Source organism: Rhizobium sp. A22-96 (genome assembly GCF_053521805.1).
The window spans coordinates 139,803-158,990 of the sequence record NZ_JBNWDQ010000008.1 but is presented as its reverse complement, the minus strand read 5'-3'; the positions used below and the strand labels follow the sequence as shown (position 1 = coordinate 158,990).

The window sequence follows — 19,188 nt, the reverse complement described above, 5'->3', positions numbered from 1 at the left end:
AGACAAAGATGTATCGTAGCCGAAGTCAACAGGGATTGTTAAGTTGTCGAACAAAGTTTTGATGACAGCGCTCGAGGAGAGGCACGATGAAGATAGGTTTGAGTTCATACAGTTTCCGTTCGTTGATGCAAAGCGGCGCCATGCAGATCGAGGATGTCTTTGCGTGGGTCAGCGAACATGGCGGCGATCATGTCGAACTGGCGACGCATTCCGTCGCGCCCGAGGGGCAGGACCTGCAATATGAACTCTGCGATGACACACAGATGGTGGAGAGGCTGAAGGGCGCATCGCAGAAAAGCGACGTGCCGCTTTCCGGTCTCTGCACATCAGGTAACTTCATCGATGACGGCCAGCGAGCATTCCAGCTTGGCCGGCTGAAGCGTTATGTCGAGCTCTGCGACAAGCTCGGCGTCCGCTTCCTGCGCCACGATGTCGTGCCATGGTCGCTCCGTGCGACGGAGCCGGGCCAGTTCGAAGCGGCTTTCCCGGCAATCGCCGAAGCCACCCATGAGCTTGCTGCACATGCCGGACGCTATGACGTGACCACCAGCGTCGAGGATCACGGCTTCTTCATGAACTCGAGCGAGCGGATCAGGCGGCTTCAGCATGCCGTCAACCTGCCGAACTTCAAGCTGACCGTCGATATCGGCAATTTCCTCTGCGTCGATGAGAATCCCCTGACGGGGACGCGGGCCTGCCTCTCTCAGGCAAGTTTCGTCCACCTCAAGGATTTCTATGTACGCCAGACAGCGCCCGGCGCGGACTGGCTGAAGACGGTCGGCGGTCAGGCAATCCGCGGCGCGGTCTTCGGCTATGGCGACCTGCCTGTTCAGTCGATCGTCGAAGACATCGTCGCCTCAGGCTATGACGGCTTCGTCTCGCTTGAATATGAGGGCAACGAGCCGGCGCAGTTCGGCTGCGAAACCGGCCTGAAGAATGCGAAAGCGATGTTTGCAGCCGCTGCCGGCCGCTGAACATTGTTATCCAGACTAGAGCGCGGCGATACGGTCGACGCGCTTCTTGAGATCGGCGAGGCGATGTCGGTCGCCTCCCGGCACCTCGATCGAGGCCCAGCCGGAATAGCCGATATCAGACAGGGCCTTGTTGACCGCAGCCCAATCGCAGTCGCCCTCGCCCAGCTCGACATCGAAGCCCTTCCACGGGCCTTGGCTGTTCATCTTTTCGAGGCTGTATTCCTTGATATCGATCTTCAGGATGCGCTTGCCGAGCGCCTCAATCCAATGTGTCGGCCGGCCGTAGCGCAGAACATTGCCGACATCGAAATACCAGCCGAGCTTGGGATGGTTGAAACGATCGATGAAATCCGCCGCCTCGAGCGGGCTCAGCAGAAAGTCGTTCCACACGTTTTCGAGTGCGATCGATACGCCGCTCTCTTCCGCGGCGGGCAGGATCTTGGCGATTTCCTCGCTGGCTCTTGCGTAAGCGGTCTTGTAACTTGTACCTGCATTGACAACGCCGGGAACGAGCAACACTGTCGTGGCACCATAGAGCTTTGCATCATGAAGCGACTTGATCATCGAATCGACGCAAGCCTGGCGCGCCGATGGATCCGGATCCGTCAGCGGACGCTTCCAGTGCACGGCATTGACGAGGCCGGGGATATGGAGCCCGGTCTTGTCGCGGGCATTCAACACCTCGTCGAGCGGCAAATCATTGGGCGAGTCGAGCTCAACCCCATCATAACCGAGATCCCGCAGGAGCTGGAACTTCTCCAGGATGGAAAGCGAAGGCTCCTCGACCATGCCCCATTTCAGGCTGATTTTCGCCAAGGGGCGAGCGGAAACGGACAAAGTGGATGGCTTGGCTGGTTCGGTCATCGATGGATCTTTGCTTGCTATGGGCGGGTACGCGGCGGAACTATGTCAGCCAATATAAAGCCGATCAATCGGTTAAAGGACGGGATAAGCTAGATTTGGCTGAGACGCGAACAGCTAGTCAAACCTCAACCACGCCTCGCCCTGCGACAGTCGACCGCCGTGCTCGCAGGAATCACCCATGCGCGCGACCTTGTTGCCGTTGATGTTTGCTATCGATGACCCCCCGGTAATCGCCGCCGTAGTCGGGACGCCCGTGCACAGGCACTTGTCGCCGACCGTGGCAATGGGAATACCGTTCACTTTGACGAAGTCCTGGCTGGTGGTCTGTACCGGGCCACCCACATGCGGCTTCGGCCCTGGATCACACGCCGGGCAAAAGTGCATTTGGCCTTTGAGCGTTACTGGTTGACCCAAATCAGTCTCCTCAAGCTACTGTTTCCGCGTCCAGCGATACGAAGGTCCGTGCTACGGCTGACCTCAATGCGTGGGGTGAACGTCGGGCTTCCGCATATGTACATATGGAATCCTGACGCCTCGCTTCTCTACGTGACCAGTCGACGCAGGCTGGAAACCGAATTTCCTGTAGAAGCCAACCGCGTTCAGAGTTGCCTGCACATATCTGACATCAGCCAGTCGATCATCGCACTCGAGCAAGAGAGAACCAATTCCGGATTGCTGCCTTTCAGGGCAAACAAATAGCGAGCGCAACTCATCTCCACGCCAGCTGATAAATGCAACAAGCAATCCTTTTTGTTCGGCAACGATATAATTCTCTCCGGTCATTGCCCCATACAAATAGCCATGAGGAGTGCGTCCTTCCAGCCACGTCCTGATTTGAAGCGAGGTATAATGCTCGCCTAAGGAGAGCATTATACAATCAGTATGGATATCGTGAATGCGAGCAGAGTCACGTTCCTCCATCGGCCTGCACAGGATATCGGCAGCGCCTTCATGATCCATATCTACACGACAGGGCGACACACTAACTCACTGAGCTGGTCTTGCATGCAGATCCAGCGGCGAAGATGTGTCCATCTCGCCATCTGCCTTACGGATTTCAAAAATGGGGTTATCTGCTTTCACGAATCTGAATCGTATAGCATGGTCGAATTTATTGTCCCCGTGCACTCCGGCAGGCAACAATTCGAAAGTCAATTGATACTTCGCCCCGTTCGGAATTGAAACATTGTGCTCCTCGGTAATCGACCCGACAGCGACGAGCTTGTCCTTCGCGACTTCAAAGGGTGTCAAGATTTCGCGCGTAGACACACCGGTAAGTGTTGAAGGCTCATTGCCCAGAAGCACTTCGACGATACATCCTTCCCCGTCTGGAACTCTGAACGAAACGCTTTCAGCGCGCCATGAAAACCCTTGCGAGACATGACGCGGTCCCCAGTCGTTAAAGGGATCGTCCAGGTTGGGATCGAATACAGCTACTTGTTGGTAGCTAATGAAAAGTGGAAATATTTCAGCCATGATCAAGGTCCAACGATAATAGTGGCTTTACAACCGTCTCGATACTTTCGGAGCTGATTGCCCATAGAAGCCCCGGCGCCCATATTGTCACCAGCGGTGATATTGCGCACGCTGGCGCCGGCGCCGCCTTCCAAAAACATTGCGGGCGGATATTCATCGGGCTGCATTCCTGGCTCCCTCGGGAAGCTGCCGGTTGCAGCCGCTCTCCGCAGGGGAGCATTCGGTCGGTCGATTGTCAAGATTGACGGCTGGCCGGCCGCCTGTGCATCCAGTATGTGTTGCGCGGACTCCGGATATCTGCTTTTCGAAATCACCGCGACGCCATGGCAGGGGCAGTTTCCGGTCGTACACGTATCCGTTCCGGCTTCGTCTCGTGCCTTGGCCTGATCCTCCGCCTTGCTCATATGGTCTGAAGCGACTTTCGCAGTCACAGCTATGCCCAGCGCACCGGCGACCCAAGGGGCTGCCGCGGAAGCCGCCTCTCCAACTGCCACCCAAAAAGGTGGATAGAGCAAGATTGCTGCCAACGTCAGCCTCCCCTCATCTCTTGGATGATCTTCTGCATGAGAATCTTGACCCGCTCATTGGGCGGCATGTCGATGTCGTCCGCCCGCATCGCTCCAATAACGTGCGGAGAGGCGGTGATCCGCCCCCCGGACACAAGCTTCATGTAAGCCCAACGGCAGTGCGCCCCCTCGGAGGTGACCCCAAGATCACTCGATTCCTTGATCGAGTTCTCAACAAATGCTGAAAACTCATCCCCTGAGAATTCTTTGGTTTTCTCCTCGGCAACAGAGCAAAGATATTCGGACACCCGCTCATTCATCACCCGAAATTTTGCCTTAGAGACCGGCTCGATCTGTGCCAACTCGAATCTGAGCGGACCTTTCGGCGCTTCAGGTAAATTTTTCGGTCTGAGTGCGCGCTTGAACCTGCCGGTATCCGTGACTTTGGTAAGGATTGCAGTTGCCGGCCCAAGGACGCGCGCGAACTGCTTGACGGAGAGCAACGGCATGAAGCTGCCCAGCACATTCGGGTCCCAATGCCGGAACAATACGCGCTCATAGGCAATGGACTTACCTGCCTGCCCGTTATTTTCCGGGACCCTGTCATCCGGCACCAATACTTGATTGATGCTACGCAAATGCCGCCACAATGCCTGTTCCCCGTCGGGACACGACCAGAAGACGGCGCATGGCTTTTCGAGCGCGAGTCGTTCAACGTGCTCATGTGTCTTCCTGTCTCTCAACGTAACCAGCCATGGCCCGTCTCGCCGCATGGCGGTGTCGCCACCTTTCAGGAACAGCGAGCGGCTCATAATCCCGGCCTCCGCCAATTCGTCCTCCAGATCATCGAAATGCCCGCCGTCAAGTACGGCAAACAATGGTCTGGGCATGGCGTCGAGCGCCGCCTGGAAAACACGGCTTGTTTCGTCGGTATCCGCAGTATCGAGTGGAGCGGCATCCATTTGCTTATCCTCTTACGAACGGCGTGGAGGACTGCGACATCTTCTTGAGGCATGAAGGGCCCTTGCCCGGACCGCCTTTCCTGAAGTTGATCTGATTGCCCTCGATATCGATTTTCAGAGCGTAGAACTTGATACCCTGCTTATCGATGCTGATGTAGCCGCCGGGTGCCGAGAGGCGGATTTCGTCGTTCGCGTAGATTTCCCAGACCTTGGCTTCGCCGTGATATTTATCGCCGGAAACGATGTTGTAGAGTTGCCCGACCTCGATGTTGATCTTCTCACCAACGGAGGTGTGCTGTTCCTTTCCAACCGTCTCCATATGAGTCTGGCCGACATTCGTGATCTTGCTCATGCCGATCTGTTGGACCTGGGCGACGCCAACGCTGGTCGATTGGAACGATTGGACAATCGTGTTCATGATGCCGGAGAGTGGGAAGAAGCCGCCAGCGTCCTCCCCCATGCCGGTGCCGGAAGCAGCAAGATCCGTGCCCGCATCCCTGCGCGGGGTTTGGCCAGAGACGACGCCGGCACGCGATGCCAGACCACCTCCCGATAAAAATCCGAGAGCGGAAGAGGCAAGGGTCATTCCGAATGCACCAAGAGCGGGGCCGCCACCGCCGACCATCTGCCCGGCCTGTTGGAGGAGCGCTGAAGTCTGGCCCGCTAGGCCCATGACCCCCGTGAGCGCGTCCATTGCGCCTGAACCCGTGCCACCCACCACCATATTGAGTGATCCGCCGATCTCGTGCTTCTGGTTGCCGCTCACCTCGACGGCGCGGTTGCCGCCGATCGACGCAACCTCATGACGGTCGACGCGCTTTGTGCGATCGTTGCGAATGCGTGTCGTCTGGTCCTTCTGCGCATGGAAGAACATGTTTTCCCGGCCGGCATCGTCCTCGAAGGTCATTTCATTAAAGCCGGTGCCCTTGTGCGTGTTGGAGCGCATGACCATTCGGGTCTTGTTGCCGGGAAGGTCATAGGGCACGCCGTTATTCGGATTGGGCACGACGCCGGTCACGAGCGGCCTGTCCGGATCGCCGTCGATGAAGGCGATCATGACTTCCATGCCGATGCGGGGAATGATCTGGCCGCCCCAGGTGCCGCCCGCCCAATTCTGGGCAACGCGCACCCAGCAAGTGTCGGATCCATCCTTTCTTGCACGCCGATCCCATGGGTACCACAGCTTGATGCGGCCGTATTGGTCCGGATGGATTTCCTCTCCGGAAGGGCCCGCAACAATGGCAACCTGCGTGCCACGGATACGCGGCCGTTCGGTCTTGCGATGCGGCGTCATGGCGACGCGTGACGGCACCGCTTCGAATTCGTTGGTGTATTCCGGCTGATCCGTGTTGGTTTCATAGGACGGATCGACGGCGAAATGCGTCGCACGAACGATCACGTGCTCTTCATAGACATGCTCCGGATGGGCCACCTCATAAGGTGTAAAGCGCCGCCCCGCCTCCAGTATCCGCGATGAAGACTGCCCGATGACACGATTATGGTCGGCTTCGCTTGCCTGCATACGAAGCTTCTGCGCCCGCTCGGCTTCCGAGACGGAGGAAATGCGGGCCGGATACTCATAAAGTTCGCGCTTCATCGCGCCCGGCATCTGCACCAGAGAAGGCGTGGCCGTACCCGGCACCATCTGCGGCGTCTCGAAATTCCAATCGGCGCCGGCACGCTGGCCCGGGACGTAAGCGTAGTGCTTCATCCATTCGCTGATATGGTTGCGGTCGGTCGAGCCCTGTGCGAGGCGCACCCTGCTCTCGCCTTCGGCGGATGCTGAGGGTCCGGCCCATGAATTGGCGCCGTCGGCCACATGCAGCCGGTGGCTGCCGCTCTCATGGGAGAACCAGTAGAACAGGCCGTCCTCCTCGAAACGGCGGGTCAAATAGTCGAGATCCGTTTCGTTCCACTGCACCGAGTAATGCTGCGGTGGCGGTGGCGTGACAACACCGGAGACCTCCGGAGCGGGAATGCCGTGTTCGGAGAACAGCGTCTCGACGATATCGATGCTGGTCTTGTCCATCCATATGCGGCAGTCCGAACGCTGCGACAGCAGCCACATTTGCGGCTTGAGGACCATCGAATAGGAGCGCAGGCCGCGGGTGATTGGCGGCCCTTCCTGAAGCGACGTTACCAGGCCATTGAAGGGGCGGCGAACGCCGTCGCCACCATCTTCAGCCTGCTGGACCTCGATCGAAACATCAACCAGGCGGCCGATCAGCTCTTGCGGCTGAATCACCTCCCGCTTGGCGCGCACGGAAAGACGGATATCGAAAAGCGAAGAGACGCCCTCCGTTATCATCACGCGCTCCGGCAGAAGCTGGTCTGTGCCAAGCGGCGAGACGACCCTGAGATTTCGGGTCGCCTGAATGAAGTCATTGACCGAGGGCTGATCATTCATCAGTTCATTATCCTACCCGTGAGCTCGCTGCCCCTGCTTTGCCGGCGCTGCCAAGCACCTGCTTGCGACCACCAACGAGATAGGCCATCTGGAACAATGTCCCGTTCGGCAAGGTCTCGTGCATCCCAGGCCCGTAAAGCACCTCCGGGGTCAGGATCTTGCCGATCTCGGCGCGTGAGGCGAGCGTACCGAGCAGATAGGCGCCCCGCGCCATATAGGCCCGGGTCTCGCCGTCGGTGACGGAGTAGTTGAATTGGGCGACGAAGATCGAGTGATGGTTGATATCCATCTCCCTGATGATGTTGGCTTCGTTGTTGCGGAGCCATCGTTGCAGCCAATGTGTCAACGACATCTCATTGGCCTTCTCGGAGAACATCCGGAAGAGAGATGCCGCGGCCCCCATGGCCTGGTTCCGCGCGGCGAATTCGCGTGGACCGCTCGGATAGGAGAAATAATCGTAGGAAGGACCGCGCCCTGCGCGCCGCATTGGCGGCAGGTCGGTTTGCTTCACCGGCTCCATTTGTAGCGCCGGTGACGAAACGGAAAAATCTACCATGGCGACCTCGATGAGAAACTTTGTCAAAGCGTGCAGACCGCCGCCGCAGCGGCGATCTGGCATCGAATACCGTTCTGGCGTGCCCCATCATCGTGACGCGCCGAAAAGCGCTGTATGGTCAGGCGGCCTTGGTGGTTGCTAGGTCGTAAGACGCGATCATCGGCGACTGCGGCGACTGCGAGTCGTCGTAAGGCGTGTACTTCACTTCCATCTTTGTGAAGTTGAGCTTGATCGTTTCGACCGGGCGATCGCCATTGGAATCGACCGAGTAGCTGGCGATCAGCGTGTTAGTGAGCGTGTATTCGATGTAGGTGTCGCCCGGATTGCCCGTCGTCACGAGATGGATGACGGCCTGCTTGCCGGTGCGGCCGGAGCATGCTTCCTGGAACAGCTTGGTCGATGAGGAATCGCTGACCTTGGTCAGGATGACTTCCGAAACGGTGGGCTCGGAAGCTTCTCGGTTCGCCGCCGAACCGGCCGACGTCTTCATGTTGCGCGAGACGTTCCAGTGAATGACTTCGATGTCCATCCACTTCTTGTGCTGTTCGTGGGTGGCATCGCCCTGAATTCCGTCGATCTGCAGATAAATCGGCATGCTCTCAACTCTCCTGTTAGGATTGAATTCGCCCTGTCGCTGCAAGGCGGGTTACCTTTCCGTCTAATGCCGCATCCGGACATGGTGGTCGTCCGGGGCTGCTTCATTCGCCGTGCCGCCTTGTCCACGGTCAGCGAATTCGTCGTCGTCCACCGGGCTTTCCTCGATGAGGAACCGGTGATCGCCAAAACTGATGGTGATGCCGCCAACTCTCCGCCCCGCCGCAACGGCATCGAGGAAGAAGGTCGACAGTTCTGGAAGAAGATCGCGTCCGATCATGGTCTCGATGGCGCGGGCGCCCAGCTCGCTTGCCTTGGCGCGTGCAACCAGCGCTTCCCGAGCCTCTCCCGACAGCGAAACGCTTGTGCCATAGGACGCCGCGACGCGATCGCGAATGCGGCCGATCTGGATGTCGACAATGCCGCTCAAGGTCTCGCCGTTGAGCGGCATGAAGGGCAGAACCGTGGTGCGTCCGACGAAAGCGGGCTTGAAATGCTTCTGCAATTCCGGAAGCAGCAGGGCCTCCAGCGCCTCGCCTTCCGGCATGGAATCGGGATCTGCGGCGAGAGCCGCCAGCAGTTCCGAGCCGGTATTGGCCGTCATCACGATGGTGGTGTTCTTGAAATCGATATCGCGGCCTTCGCCATCGCGCAGAGTGCCCTTGTCGAACACCTGGTAGAACACTTCCTGGACGCCAGGATGCGCCTTGTCGATTTCGTCGAGCAGCAGGACACCATAGGGACGGCGGCGCACGGCCTCGGTCAAAGCCCCGCCTTCGCCATAGCCGACATAGCCGGGCGGCGATCCGAGCAGCAGGGAAACCTTATGCTCTTCCTTGAATTCCGACATGTTGATGGTCGTCAGGTACTGACTGCCGCCATAAAGAAGATCGGCCAGCGAAAGCGCCGTTTCCGTCTTGCCGGTTCCCGACATGCCAACCAGCAGGAAGACGGCGGGCGGGCGGCGTGGATCGGAAAGCCCGGCGCGCGCAGACCGCATCGACGCCGAAATCCGGTCGATTGCCGCATCCTGACCCAGAACACGCTCCTTGAGCCTGGCGTCGAGCGTCTTGACTGTCTGGACCTGATCCGAGAGCAGCTTTCCGACGGGAATACCGGTCCAGCGCGCGACGATGCCGGCGATGACTTCCTTGTCGACGACACGAGGAACCAGCGGCATTTCGCCGGCACACTCAGCGAGATTTCGCTCCGCTTGCGCCAACGCGGCCTTGATGGTTTCAGGCGATGAGCCGTGCGGCGGGAAAAGCGCGACATTGTCACCACGCGCCGGTGCCTCATCTGCCGCCGGCTGCGCGTTGGGCTCTTTCAGGAGCGCTTCAATTCGGTCGGCTTCTTTCGACAGCCGAATTTCTTCGTCGAGCTTGGCCTGAAGCCGCTCAATCTCGGCAATCACCTCGGCCTTCTCGTTCCCGATGATGGCCAGGCGGGCAGTCAGCTCCGGCGTTGGTGGCTCCGCGGACAGTGCCTCCAGCTCGGATTCCAGCATCTCCTGCTCGTGGCGCAGGCTATTCAGCGCCTCAGGCACTGTTTGCCGGGCCAGAGATACGGCTGCGGCAGCGGTATCGATGAGGCTGATTGCCTTGTCCGGCAGTTGCCGTGCAGGGATGTAGCGCGCCGAAAGGCGAACGGCGGCAGCCAGCGCCTCGTCGCGAATGCGAACCTTGTGATGGGCCTTGAAGCTCTCGACAACGCCCCGCAACATACGAATTGCCGTCTCTTCGTCAGGCTCGAGCACCTGGACGACCTGAAAGCGCCGGGTCAGCGCCGCATCCTTCTCGATGTGGCGCTTGTATTCGCTCCAGGTCGTCGCGGCGATCGTTCTTAGCTCCCCGCGCGCAAGCGCCGGCTTCAAAATATTGGCCGCATCGCCCTGCCCTGCCTGACCGCCTGCACCAATGAGGCCATGTGCCTCGTCGATGAAGAGGATGATCGGCTCCGGCGAAGCCTGTACCGCGGCAACGACGCCATGCAGGCGTCGTTCGAACTCACCCTTAACACCCGCACCGGCCTGTAACAGGCTGAGGTCGAGCAACAGGATCCTGACCGGCTTCAGCATGTCCGGCACGTTTCCAGAGGCGATCTCAAGCGCCAGCGCTTCGGCGACAGCCGTCTTGCCGACGCCCGCCTCCCCGACGAGGATCGGATTGTTCTGCCGGCGCCGCATCAGGATATCGATGACCTGGCGCAGTTCGCGATTGCGCCCTATCACCGGATCTATGCGGCCGAGCTTGGCATCGGCCGTCATGTCCCGGGTGTATAGGCGCAGAAATTCATTCTCACCGACAGCGGAAGCTGGCGATGATTGCGATGACAACGAAGCCGGCTCATCGGCCGACGACGTGGCATTCAACCGCTTTTCAAGAGCATTGCGGTCGATATCCCGCAGAGACGGCGCCATGCCGCGAGCCATGATTCGCAGCGATTGATCGTCGGTCAGCGCTGTCAGCAGGTCGGCCAAGGTGATGCTTTTTCGACCGCATTGAAGCGAAGCGACGAGCCATGCTTCCCGCATCAAGGCAAGGAGGTTCTGGGACAGCACCAGCGCATTGCCGCCGTCCCGCGGCAGTTCCGCGATGGCGGTATCAAGCTCGGTGCGCAAAGCCTGCGAAGATACGTTAAGCCCTTCAAAAAAAGAGCAAACTTCCGATACGTCTAGTAATACGCGTATCCAGTTTGCGACATCCACGGCGGCATGCCGTTCGCGCGCAGCAAGCGACGCTGCGGCCTCGAGACCGACACGCAATTCGGGCTCAAGCGTTCTGATTAGACGATTGAGATCGATGTTCGACACGTGGAAATCTCCTCCTTAGGTTTCTAGTTAGGTGTATCCTCCATGCCGGTCGAACAACTAGGGCGCTTATCCAAATGTGTCCAGCCCGCAAACATTAATTTTTTCCGGACTTTCTAATTTCTGATTGTCATAATTCCTTTGCAGAATATACATGGTTGACAATGGAATATATCGACATAACTATCTTGCGCTTGGATGATGTAGTTATAAATTTGGAGTTAAGCCCCTGCTCAATGTGCGAAACATAGAGACTCCATTTGAAGAAAATGCGCCATGCGGAGAAAACATCCGCAGCAATACTTCATTGCGTGAAATATACTATAGAATAAAGGACGCAAGAAATCAGGCGCGCGCTGCAGAACGAGGTATATCACCTGGGGAGAATATTAGCGTTCCACCTGCCTGGTCAGACGTCAGCAATCTGGGATTGCAGATTGTTTCTTCAAAAAGTAAGGATCTCGAAGTATTGGCGTGGCTCGCGGAAGCAGAACTACGTTTGCGCGGCTTTGAAGGATTGAGGGATGTCTACCAGGGAATTGCGTCGCTTTTAGACAAGCATTGGGAGAGATTCCATTCGGTCGGCGAGGACGACATGGAAGAACGCCTGGCACCTCTCGCAGGGCTCAATGGCGTAGGCGGTGAGGGCACGATCATTCAGGCAATCAGGCTTACTCCGCTTGTGCCCGGCATGAAATTCGGCCAGTTTTCGTTTTGGGATTTCCAGCTTTCGCAACGACCTAACGAGACCAGACGGCGCGACGAATTGAACCAGGCCGTTATCGTGGCCGGCACCGCGGCGATGAGCTCCCATCTCGAACATCTCAACGGCTGCATAGCCGCCTTTGACCGCCTCGTGGCAATCCTGAACGAGCGCTGCGGCGCTATGGCGCCGCCTAGCTCCAACACGCATAACGTCCTGCAGGAAGCCGCATCGGCGCTTCGCGCTCTTGCGGGTATCGAAGCTCACACGGTCGAAGACGGAGTTACGCCGCAGGCACCGACAGGTACGGGTGACCCGGCTCAGATAATTCCACGCCCCCTCAATGTCGAAACGATAGGATCCCGCGAGGAGGCGTTCGAGCTCATGCTTGCCGTTGCGCGTTACTTCCGCCGCACGGAGCCGCACTCCCCGATCTCCATGGCGATCGAGACCATGGTGCGGCGGGGACGCATGGATTTCTCGGAATTGCTGGCCGAATTGCTGCCCGAACAACAAACCCGAAACGCCGTGCTGACCGCGGCTGGAATTCAGCCAAAGTCCAACAAGGGTGGCTGACGGACACAACCAATTTTGAACTTTTTGCAACCAGCTCTTCCCAAAGTCGAGTTGTGCCACATGTGAAAAGCAAGTTTTGCCCGCTTGGGATTGAAGGAGAAGCTTATGGCAAGTGTTCATGAAAAACTGGAGCGAGTGCGCAAGCCAAGGGTCCACATCAAGTACGAGGTGGAAACCGAAGGCGCCATGGTCGTGAAGGAATTACCCTTCGTCGTCGGCGTGCTCGGTGATTTCTCCGGCAATCCGACCCAGCCGCTGAAACCATTCGGCGAACGCAAGTTCGTGCAGATCGATCGCGACAATTTCGACGATGTCATGCGCCGCATGACGCCTGGTTTGAACATATCGGTCGAAAACACGCTGCAAGGCGATGGTTCGCAACTGCCCGTCTCGCTCAAGTTCGAGAGCATGGACGATTTCGAGCCCGGCTCGGTCGTCAACCAGGTCCCCGCGCTGAAGGCGCTGCTGGATGCCCGCAACCAGCTTCGAGACCTGATGAGCAAGGCCGACCGCTCGGAAGAGCTGGAACGACTGCTCGAGGAAGTCCTGCAAAACAAGGCGGATCTCTCGAAGCTGATGTCCGAGCTCGGTGTGGAAGAAAAGCCCGCCGCCAGCTGATTGCCATCACGATCCGCCAGTCGGGTCGTTCAGTTCTGTTTCAAGCAGCCGGTAGCGGCAAGCGCGCAAGCCTCACCAATATCGCTGCATCTTCCGTAAGGATCGAAAAATGAGCGCTGAAAGCCAATTGAAGACCAAAGAGGCCGAGTTTGCGCCGGCAGAGGATCTTCTGACGCAAATCGTTTCCGCCACCCGGCAAACCGAACCGGATCGTGCACAGGATCTGTTGAGGACACTGACGGACCAGGCTCTGAAGGGCACTGTCACCTACGACCGCAACCTGACGGTAACCCTCAACAACGCCATAGCCGAGCTCGACCGGAAGATCTCGCGACAGCTCGCGGCGATCATGCAGTCGCCGGAATTTGCCAAGCTGGAAGGCAGCTGGCGTGGATTGAACTATCTGGTCAAGAACAGCGAGACCAGCGTCAATCTGAAGATCCGCGTCCTGAACGCATCCAAGCGCGATGTCTCGAAGGATCTGGCAAAGGCCGTGGAATTCGATCAATCGCGGCTATTCAAGTCGATCTACGAAGATGAATTCGGCACACCGGGCGGTGAGCCCATGGGTGCGCTGATCGGCGACTACGAATTCGACAATTCTTTCGACGACGTGCAGACCTTGCAAGCCATCTCGTCGATCGCGGCAGCCGCCTTCGCCCCTTTCATTTCAGCCGCAAGCCCCCGTATGTTCGGCTTCGACGATTATCGTGAGCTTGCCCGTCCCCGCGATCTCGAAAAGATCTTCGAGACGGTGGAATACGCCAAGTGGCGCAGCCTGCGCGATAGCGAAGATTCGCGTTTCGTCACGCTTGCGCTTCCCCGCGTTCTCGCCCGCATGCCATACGGCCCGAAGACCAATCCGATCGATGACTTCGGCTTCGACGAGACCGAACATTCCAAGACCGGCGAACTCGAGCACAATTCCTACTGCTGGATGAACGCATCCTACGTCATGGGAACACGGTTGACCGACGCCTTCGCCCAGAGCGGCTGGTGTACAGCTATCCGCGGCGCTGAAAACGGCGGCAAGGTGGAAAATCTGCCGATGCACATCTTCTCGAGCGATGATGGCGACCTGGATCTCAAGTGCCCGACCGAAGTCGGCATTACCGACCGCCGCGACGCCGAACTCGGCAAGCTCGGCTTCCTGCCGCTCTGCCACTACAAGAACACCGACTATGCCGTGTTCTTCGGCGCCCAGACCACGCACAAACCGAAGCTCTACGACAAGCCGGAAGCGACAGCCAACGCCGCTGTCTCCGCTCGCCTGCCATACATGATGGCGACGTCGCGCTTTGCCCACTATCTCAAGGTGATGGGTCGCGACAAGATCGGCTCCTTCATGGAGGCCGAGGACTGCGAAAACTGGCTCAATCGCTGGATTTCGAACTATGTCAACGCCAATGACGACGCAGGCGAGGAATCGCGCGCCAAGTATCCGCTGCGCGATGCCAAGGTGACGGTTCAAGAGGTTCCCGGCAAGCCCGGCTCCTACAATGCCGTCGCCTGGATGCGACCTTGGCTCCAGATGGAAGAGTTGACCACTTCGCTGCGAATGGTCGCCCGCATTCCGAGCAAGAACTAAGGGGAGACCGCGCGGCGGCTACCAGCCGCCTGCGCGCCTTCAGTCAGCCACATGATCGCGACGACGATGGAATCGAGAGCCGCCTGGCCCCGTCAGGTGCATCGCGTGATCGCCATGATCGACGATGCCCTGAATCGGCAGGTCAATGCCATCCTGCATCACCCCGAATTCCAGGCGATGGAAGCGCGGTGGCGCGGGCTCGACATGCTCGTACATCACACAGGGCAGTCGGAAGAGGTCAAGATCAAGCTGTTGAGCGTCAGCTGGGCGCAGCTGGCACGGCATCTTGAACGCACGACCGATTTCGATCAGAGTCATCTTTTCGAGCTGATCTACAGCCGCGAATTCGGCATGCCTGGCGGCGAACCTTTCGGTCTTTTGGTGGGCGACTACGAACTCTCACCGCAGGATCCGAATGGCGGCGACACGATCGGCGCGCTGACCCAAATCGGTATGGCCGCAGCGGCCGCCTTCTGCCCTTTCATCGCTGCCGCATCACCGCAGGCGATCGGCCTCAACGACTTCAACGAATTGAACCGCGTCCAGGACTTTTCCTGGCTTGCCTATGATCCGACCCGCATTCGCTGGAATGGACTTCGCGCCCGTGAAGACTCGCGTTTTCTGGGGCTGGTCGCCCCTCGTGTCCTGATGCGCTCGCCCTATGAGCCATTTTCACGCGAGCGAGACGATCAGTTTCCGTTCCGTGAAAACATAGCCGCCGACGGCAGCAGCCTGTTGTGGGGCAACGGCGCCTTTGCATTTGCGATGATCGTCATCCGCAACTTCGTCGAATCCGGGTGGTTTGCCGACATCCGGGGCGTCACTCAGGATGCAGTCGACGGCGGCCTACTGAGTGCGCAGGAACTGGCGCCGTATGATCTTGGAACGGAAAGCCACGGCCTTTCGGAGCAGGCGCCGGTCGAAATACGCCTGACCAATACGCAGGAACAACAACTCTGCGAACTCGGCCTCGTGCCGGTCGCTACCACCTACCTCTCCTCCTCAGTGATCTTCAATTCCAACCAGTCGCTGCACGCACCGCCGCATTATTCGAGCGAGCAGGCGCGACAGAACGCGCGTATCGCCGCCATGCTGCAATATGTGCTCTGCGCCTCGCGGTTCTCGCACTACCTCAAGGTCATCATGCGCGATGAGATCGGCCGGCTTGCCGATACGGCCTCGATCGAGCGCAAGCTCAATGACTGGCTGTCCAGCTACACGCTCGGCAACGACGATGCCGACGTGCTGCTGCGCGTCCGGTTTCCTTTGCGTTCAGCCGGCATCACCGTCGACGAAATTCCCGGCAAGCCCGGCATGTTTGCCTGCACCGTGCGACTGCAGCCGCATTTCCAGCTCGACGATGTATCCACCAGTTTTCATCTCGTCGCGGAGACAGCGAATTCGACACTTGCGCTCTCCCGTCCCGCAAACGTGCCGCAAAGGATGTCTGCATGACCCTCTCCGCCAAGATCGCCGAAGCACTAAGTGAAAACGCCCTCGATGAGGCGATCGAGCTGGCGAAGGCACACGTGAAGACGGCGCCCAGCGACAAGGACGCCAGGCACCTTTTCATCGACCTGCTGATCCTTTCCGGCGACTATGCGCGCGCTGATGCCCAATGCAATCTCGCTGCCACCTTCGCGCCGGAAGATACGATGGGTTTTGCGCTGTTGCGCAATCAACTGCGGGCCATGGCGGCCCGATCGGCTTGGTTCGACACCGCTGCAACACCGGACTTTCCAAACGGCCCGACTGCGCTTGACCAAGTTGCGTTGAAAGTCGCGGTCGCGCATCGCGATGGCTCGAAGGACGCTGCCGCTGGGCTTCAATCCCTGGAAGAGATCCGGGGTGAACGGCCGATGAGCTGGAACGGTCGCCCTATTTCCGATTTCCGCGATCTCGACGACCGCCTCCCCCATGCGCTTGAAGTGATCATGACCGGCGGCGCCTATCTCTGGATCGACTTTTCCCGGATCGCCACCCTTCGCGTCGAGCCGATCTCGCGGCCGCGTGACCTCGCTTTCCGTTCGGCCGAACTGGAACTTGTCGACGGCGCCATTGCGACGGTTCTTCTGCCGGCAATCTATCACGGAACGACCGGCGCCAGGCTGCTGCTGGGCCGCGAGACCGAATGGATCGACGAGCCGACCGGTATTACGACCGGACGCGGCCAGAAATGTTTCCTGGCGGGGGACGACGTCGTCTCCTTCCACGAGCTTGAGACGCTGGAAACCGTGTCGCTTGATGCCGACCAGACGAGGCGCGCCGCCCATGGCTGATCCGCTCGAACGCTACCGACCCCGGGAACGGATCGTCGCCAGATCGATCATCGATCGGCTGATCGACGAAAACCCGGATCGATTGCAGGACCCGCCACTGACATCTGCCGAACAGTTGCGAGAGCTGCGCGAATGCATCCGCCGCGATCTGGAAGCGCTGCTCAACACACGCCGCCGGCCGACCGCTCCGCCATCGATCCATGAGGAACTCGGCGATGCCCTGGTCTCGTTCGGCGTTGATGGCATGGTGTCGGCGAACCTCGTCACCGACGAGGCCAAAACGCGCCTCGCCAGACTGATCGAGCGACGGATCGCGCTTTTCGAGACACGTCTTTCGGACGTGCGCGTGAGCATCCTGAAAAGCCGCGGCAATGGCGAACGCGCCTTGCGCATGCGTATCCAGGCGACGTTTCGCGTGCACGAAGGCATGCCGCCGATCAGCTTTGAATCGACGATCGATCCGTCGACCCAGCGCTTTCTCGTGGAGGCCGGCAATGGCTGACGGTTTCCTGCAGCGATACAATGACGAACTCGCTGCCATCCGTCGCCGCGCGGCGCGTTTCGCCGACGCCTTTCCGAAAATCGCCGGCCGGCTGCGCGTGACCGGCGAGGTGGCCGACGATCCCCATGTCGAGCGACTGATCCAGAGCTTTGCCTATTCGGCCGCCCGTGTACGCCAGAAACTCGACGACGAGTTCCCGGAACTGACCGACGGCCTGCTCGAAACCCTCTACCCGCATTATCTGGCGCCGCTGCCCTCGATGAGCATCGTGCGCTTGGCGCCGAGCAACACGCTTGCCTCAGTGCAGACGGTTTCCCGCCACACAGAGATCTTCGCCGAGCCGATCGGTGGCGAGAGCTGCCGCTTTCGCACCACGCAGGATACGGATGTTGCGCCGATCGAAATCGTCTCGGCTTCATTGACGGGTCATCCCATCAGCGCGCCACCCTCACCCCATGCCGGAGCCGCCGGTTGTCTGCGTCTTTCGATCCGCCCGCGCGACACGAACAAGTCCATCAGTGAAATCGGCCTTGATCGGCTCAGACTGCATATTGCTTCCTCCTGGCAGCAGGCAGTGGCGATCCACGAGCTGCTCGCCAACCATACGCTCGGCATCGCGCTTGCCCGGCATGCCGATGATCGTGCTCCCGTCATGCTACCGGCGAAAGCGCTTCAGCCGATCGGCTTCGAACCGGATGAAGCCATACTGCCTTACCCGACATCGAGCTTCGCCGGCTACCGATTACTCACGGAATTCTTCGCTCTGCCGCAGAAATTCCTCTTCATCGACATTACCGGGCTGAAGGCCTGGGACGGCGAGACGCTGGAGATCTTTATCTATCTCGACGAAACCAGCACAAAGCTGGAGCGGACGCTTTCGGCCCGCGATTTCGTGCTCAATGCGACGCCGGTGGTCAATCTCTTCCGCCAAACCTGCGAACCCCTGGCCCTTGACGGCACGCGCACGGAATATCGCGTCCTGCCGGACGCCAGACGGCAAAAGACGCGTGAGATCTACACGATTGAAAACGTGCTCGTCTCAGGGCGCACCGGCGGGGAGGAGCAGTGCCAGCCATTCTTCGGCCGCAGCCTGAAAGGTGGAGCCTCGTCGCTATTCTGGCAATGTGCGCGGCTCTTCGACGCCGATGACGGCACCTCGGACATGGAAATCGCCTTTGTCGATCGCGCAAGGCGGCCGGCCGGGTCCATTGATAAGATCGCCAGCATTGATGCGCTCTGCCTCAATCGTGAACTTCCCGAACAGCTGCCGTTCGGCGGCGGCCACCCCTATCTGCAGCTTGCCTCCGGCAGCGAAGCGGTTGGCACTGTCGAAGCCCTGATGGCCCCTACTCCCTCGGTACGCATGAGCGAACAACAGGGGCGCAACTGGCGGCTCATGTCGCATCTGCAGCTCAACCATCTCTCGATTTTCGACAATGACGGCGCAGCGCTAAAGGACATCCTGGCTCTTTACGCCTTCCGCGACAGCCGCGAGACACGGCAACTTGCCGACGCGTTGGTGAGGATCGAGGCGAAGAGCTCGATGGCCCGCCTCGGCAGCGGCGGCATGGTCCCCGGCACCGATATCCGGCTGGAATTCGATCCAGCAGCAATTGACAGGCCTTCGGCCTATCTCTTCGGCAGCGTTCTCGACCGTTTTTTCGGGCTTTACACCTCTATCAACAGTTTCACCCGTCTCTCCATTTCGATGAAGGGACAATCCAAGCCGATCGCCGTCTGGCCGGCACGCGCCGCCGAACGGCCGCTGCTTTGA

Annotated in this window: 18 protein-coding genes; 8 read left to right on the top strand and 10 right to left on the bottom strand. The window is 59.1% G+C overall.

Features of this window, described 5'->3' with window-relative positions; translation table 11 throughout:
- Positions 1-86: 86 nt before the first annotated feature.
- On the top strand, positions 87-974 hold the full coding sequence (locus ACQZ6F_RS30280) for a sugar phosphate isomerase/epimerase family protein (RefSeq protein WP_449094908.1): 888 nt from the start codon (positions 87-89) through the stop codon (positions 972-974).
- Positions 975-989: 15 nt separating this feature from the next.
- On the opposite strand, the gene ACQZ6F_RS30275 is transcribed toward ACQZ6F_RS30280, so the two are convergent.
- The 10 genes from ACQZ6F_RS30275 to tssH all read right to left on the bottom strand — a co-directional run bounded on the left by ACQZ6F_RS30275 (position 990) and on the right by tssH (position 11,151).
- Positions 990-1,838, bottom strand: a complete 849-nt coding sequence (locus tag ACQZ6F_RS30275; RefSeq protein ID WP_449094907.1) for a sugar phosphate isomerase/epimerase family protein — start codon at positions 1,836-1,838, stop codon at positions 990-992.
- 114 nt (positions 1,839-1,952) lie between these two features.
- Positions 1,953-2,252: a PAAR domain-containing protein gene (locus tag ACQZ6F_RS30270; protein ID WP_077470539.1), complete on the bottom strand. Its 300-nt coding sequence runs from the start codon at positions 2,250-2,252 to the stop codon at positions 1,953-1,955.
- 63 nt (positions 2,253-2,315) lie between these two features.
- Complete coding sequence (locus tag ACQZ6F_RS30265) at positions 2,316-2,798, bottom strand: N-acetyltransferase family protein (protein ID WP_449094906.1); 483 nt, start codon at positions 2,796-2,798, stop codon at positions 2,316-2,318.
- A gap of 27 nt (positions 2,799-2,825) precedes the next feature.
- Positions 2,826-3,314, bottom strand: a complete 489-nt coding sequence (gene comJ, locus ACQZ6F_RS30260; RefSeq protein WP_449094905.1) for a competence protein ComJ — start codon at positions 3,312-3,314, stop codon at positions 2,826-2,828.
- A 2-nt stretch (positions 3,315-3,316) separates the two neighbouring features.
- Complete coding sequence (locus ACQZ6F_RS30255) at positions 3,317-3,481, bottom strand: NucA/NucB deoxyribonuclease domain-containing protein (protein ID WP_404944594.1); 165 nt, start codon at positions 3,479-3,481, stop codon at positions 3,317-3,319.
- 362 nt (positions 3,482-3,843) lie between these two features.
- Positions 3,844-4,782 carry a DUF4123 domain-containing protein gene (locus ACQZ6F_RS30250; RefSeq protein WP_449094904.1) on the bottom strand — a complete coding sequence of 313 codons (939 nt, stop codon included), beginning with the start codon at positions 4,780-4,782 and terminating at the stop codon, positions 3,844-3,846.
- A gap of 4 nt (positions 4,783-4,786) precedes the next feature.
- On the bottom strand, positions 4,787-7,189 hold the full coding sequence (gene tssI / locus ACQZ6F_RS30245; RefSeq protein WP_449094903.1) for a type VI secretion system tip protein TssI/VgrG: 2,403 nt from the start codon (positions 7,187-7,189) through the stop codon (positions 4,787-4,789).
- Positions 7,190-7,196: 7 nt separating this feature from the next.
- The gene (locus ACQZ6F_RS30240; RefSeq protein ID WP_136686881.1) at positions 7,197-7,745 is read right to left on the bottom strand and encodes a hypothetical protein; all 549 of its coding nucleotides are present in this window, start codon (positions 7,743-7,745) and stop codon (positions 7,197-7,199) included.
- Between the two features lie 118 nt (positions 7,746-7,863).
- Positions 7,864-8,340, bottom strand: coding sequence for an Hcp family type VI secretion system effector (locus ACQZ6F_RS30235; protein ID WP_034511314.1), 477 nt, complete (start codon positions 8,338-8,340; stop codon positions 7,864-7,866).
- A 63-nt stretch (positions 8,341-8,403) separates the two neighbouring features.
- Positions 8,404-11,151 carry a type VI secretion system ATPase TssH gene (tssH, locus tag ACQZ6F_RS30230; RefSeq protein WP_449094902.1) on the bottom strand — a complete coding sequence of 916 codons (2,748 nt, stop codon included), beginning with the start codon at positions 11,149-11,151 and terminating at the stop codon, positions 8,404-8,406.
- 286 nt (positions 11,152-11,437) lie between these two features.
- On the opposite strand from tssH, the gene tssA reads away from it, so the two are divergent.
- The 7 genes from tssA (at position 11,438) to tssF (ending at position 19,188) form a co-directional block, all read left to right on the top strand.
- Positions 11,438-12,427, top strand: a complete 990-nt coding sequence (gene tssA / locus ACQZ6F_RS30225; RefSeq protein ID WP_449095062.1) for a type VI secretion system protein TssA — start codon at positions 11,438-11,440, stop codon at positions 12,425-12,427.
- Positions 12,428-12,532: 105 nt separating this feature from the next.
- Positions 12,533-13,045, top strand: a complete 513-nt coding sequence (tssB, locus tag ACQZ6F_RS30220) for a type VI secretion system contractile sheath small subunit (RefSeq protein ID WP_068390605.1) — start codon at positions 12,533-12,535, stop codon at positions 13,043-13,045.
- Between the two features lie 109 nt (positions 13,046-13,154).
- Entirely contained in the window at positions 13,155-14,633 is a 1,479-nt protein-coding gene (tssC, locus tag ACQZ6F_RS30215) for a type VI secretion system contractile sheath large subunit (RefSeq protein ID WP_068390609.1), read from the top strand.
- 51 nt (positions 14,634-14,684) lie between these two features.
- Positions 14,685-16,088 (top strand): type VI secretion system contractile sheath large subunit, encoded by a 1,404-nt coding sequence (tssC, locus tag ACQZ6F_RS30210; RefSeq protein WP_449094901.1) that lies wholly within the window; start codon positions 14,685-14,687, stop codon positions 16,086-16,088.
- Positions 16,085-16,912: a type VI secretion system accessory protein TagJ gene (locus ACQZ6F_RS30205; RefSeq protein ID WP_449094900.1), complete on the top strand. Its 828-nt coding sequence runs from the start codon at positions 16,085-16,087 to the stop codon at positions 16,910-16,912. The genes tssC (ACQZ6F_RS30210) and ACQZ6F_RS30205 overlap by 4 nt, the downstream gene beginning before the upstream one ends.
- A complete protein-coding gene (tssE, locus tag ACQZ6F_RS30200) occupies positions 16,905-17,414 on the top strand; it encodes a type VI secretion system baseplate subunit TssE (protein ID WP_068390616.1) in 510 nt (169 codons plus the stop codon). The genes ACQZ6F_RS30205 and tssE overlap by 8 nt, the downstream gene beginning before the upstream one ends.
- Positions 17,407-19,188, top strand: coding sequence for a type VI secretion system baseplate subunit TssF (tssF, locus tag ACQZ6F_RS30195; protein ID WP_449094899.1), 1,782 nt, complete (start codon positions 17,407-17,409; stop codon positions 19,186-19,188). Before tssE ends, tssF begins: the two co-directional genes overlap by 8 nt.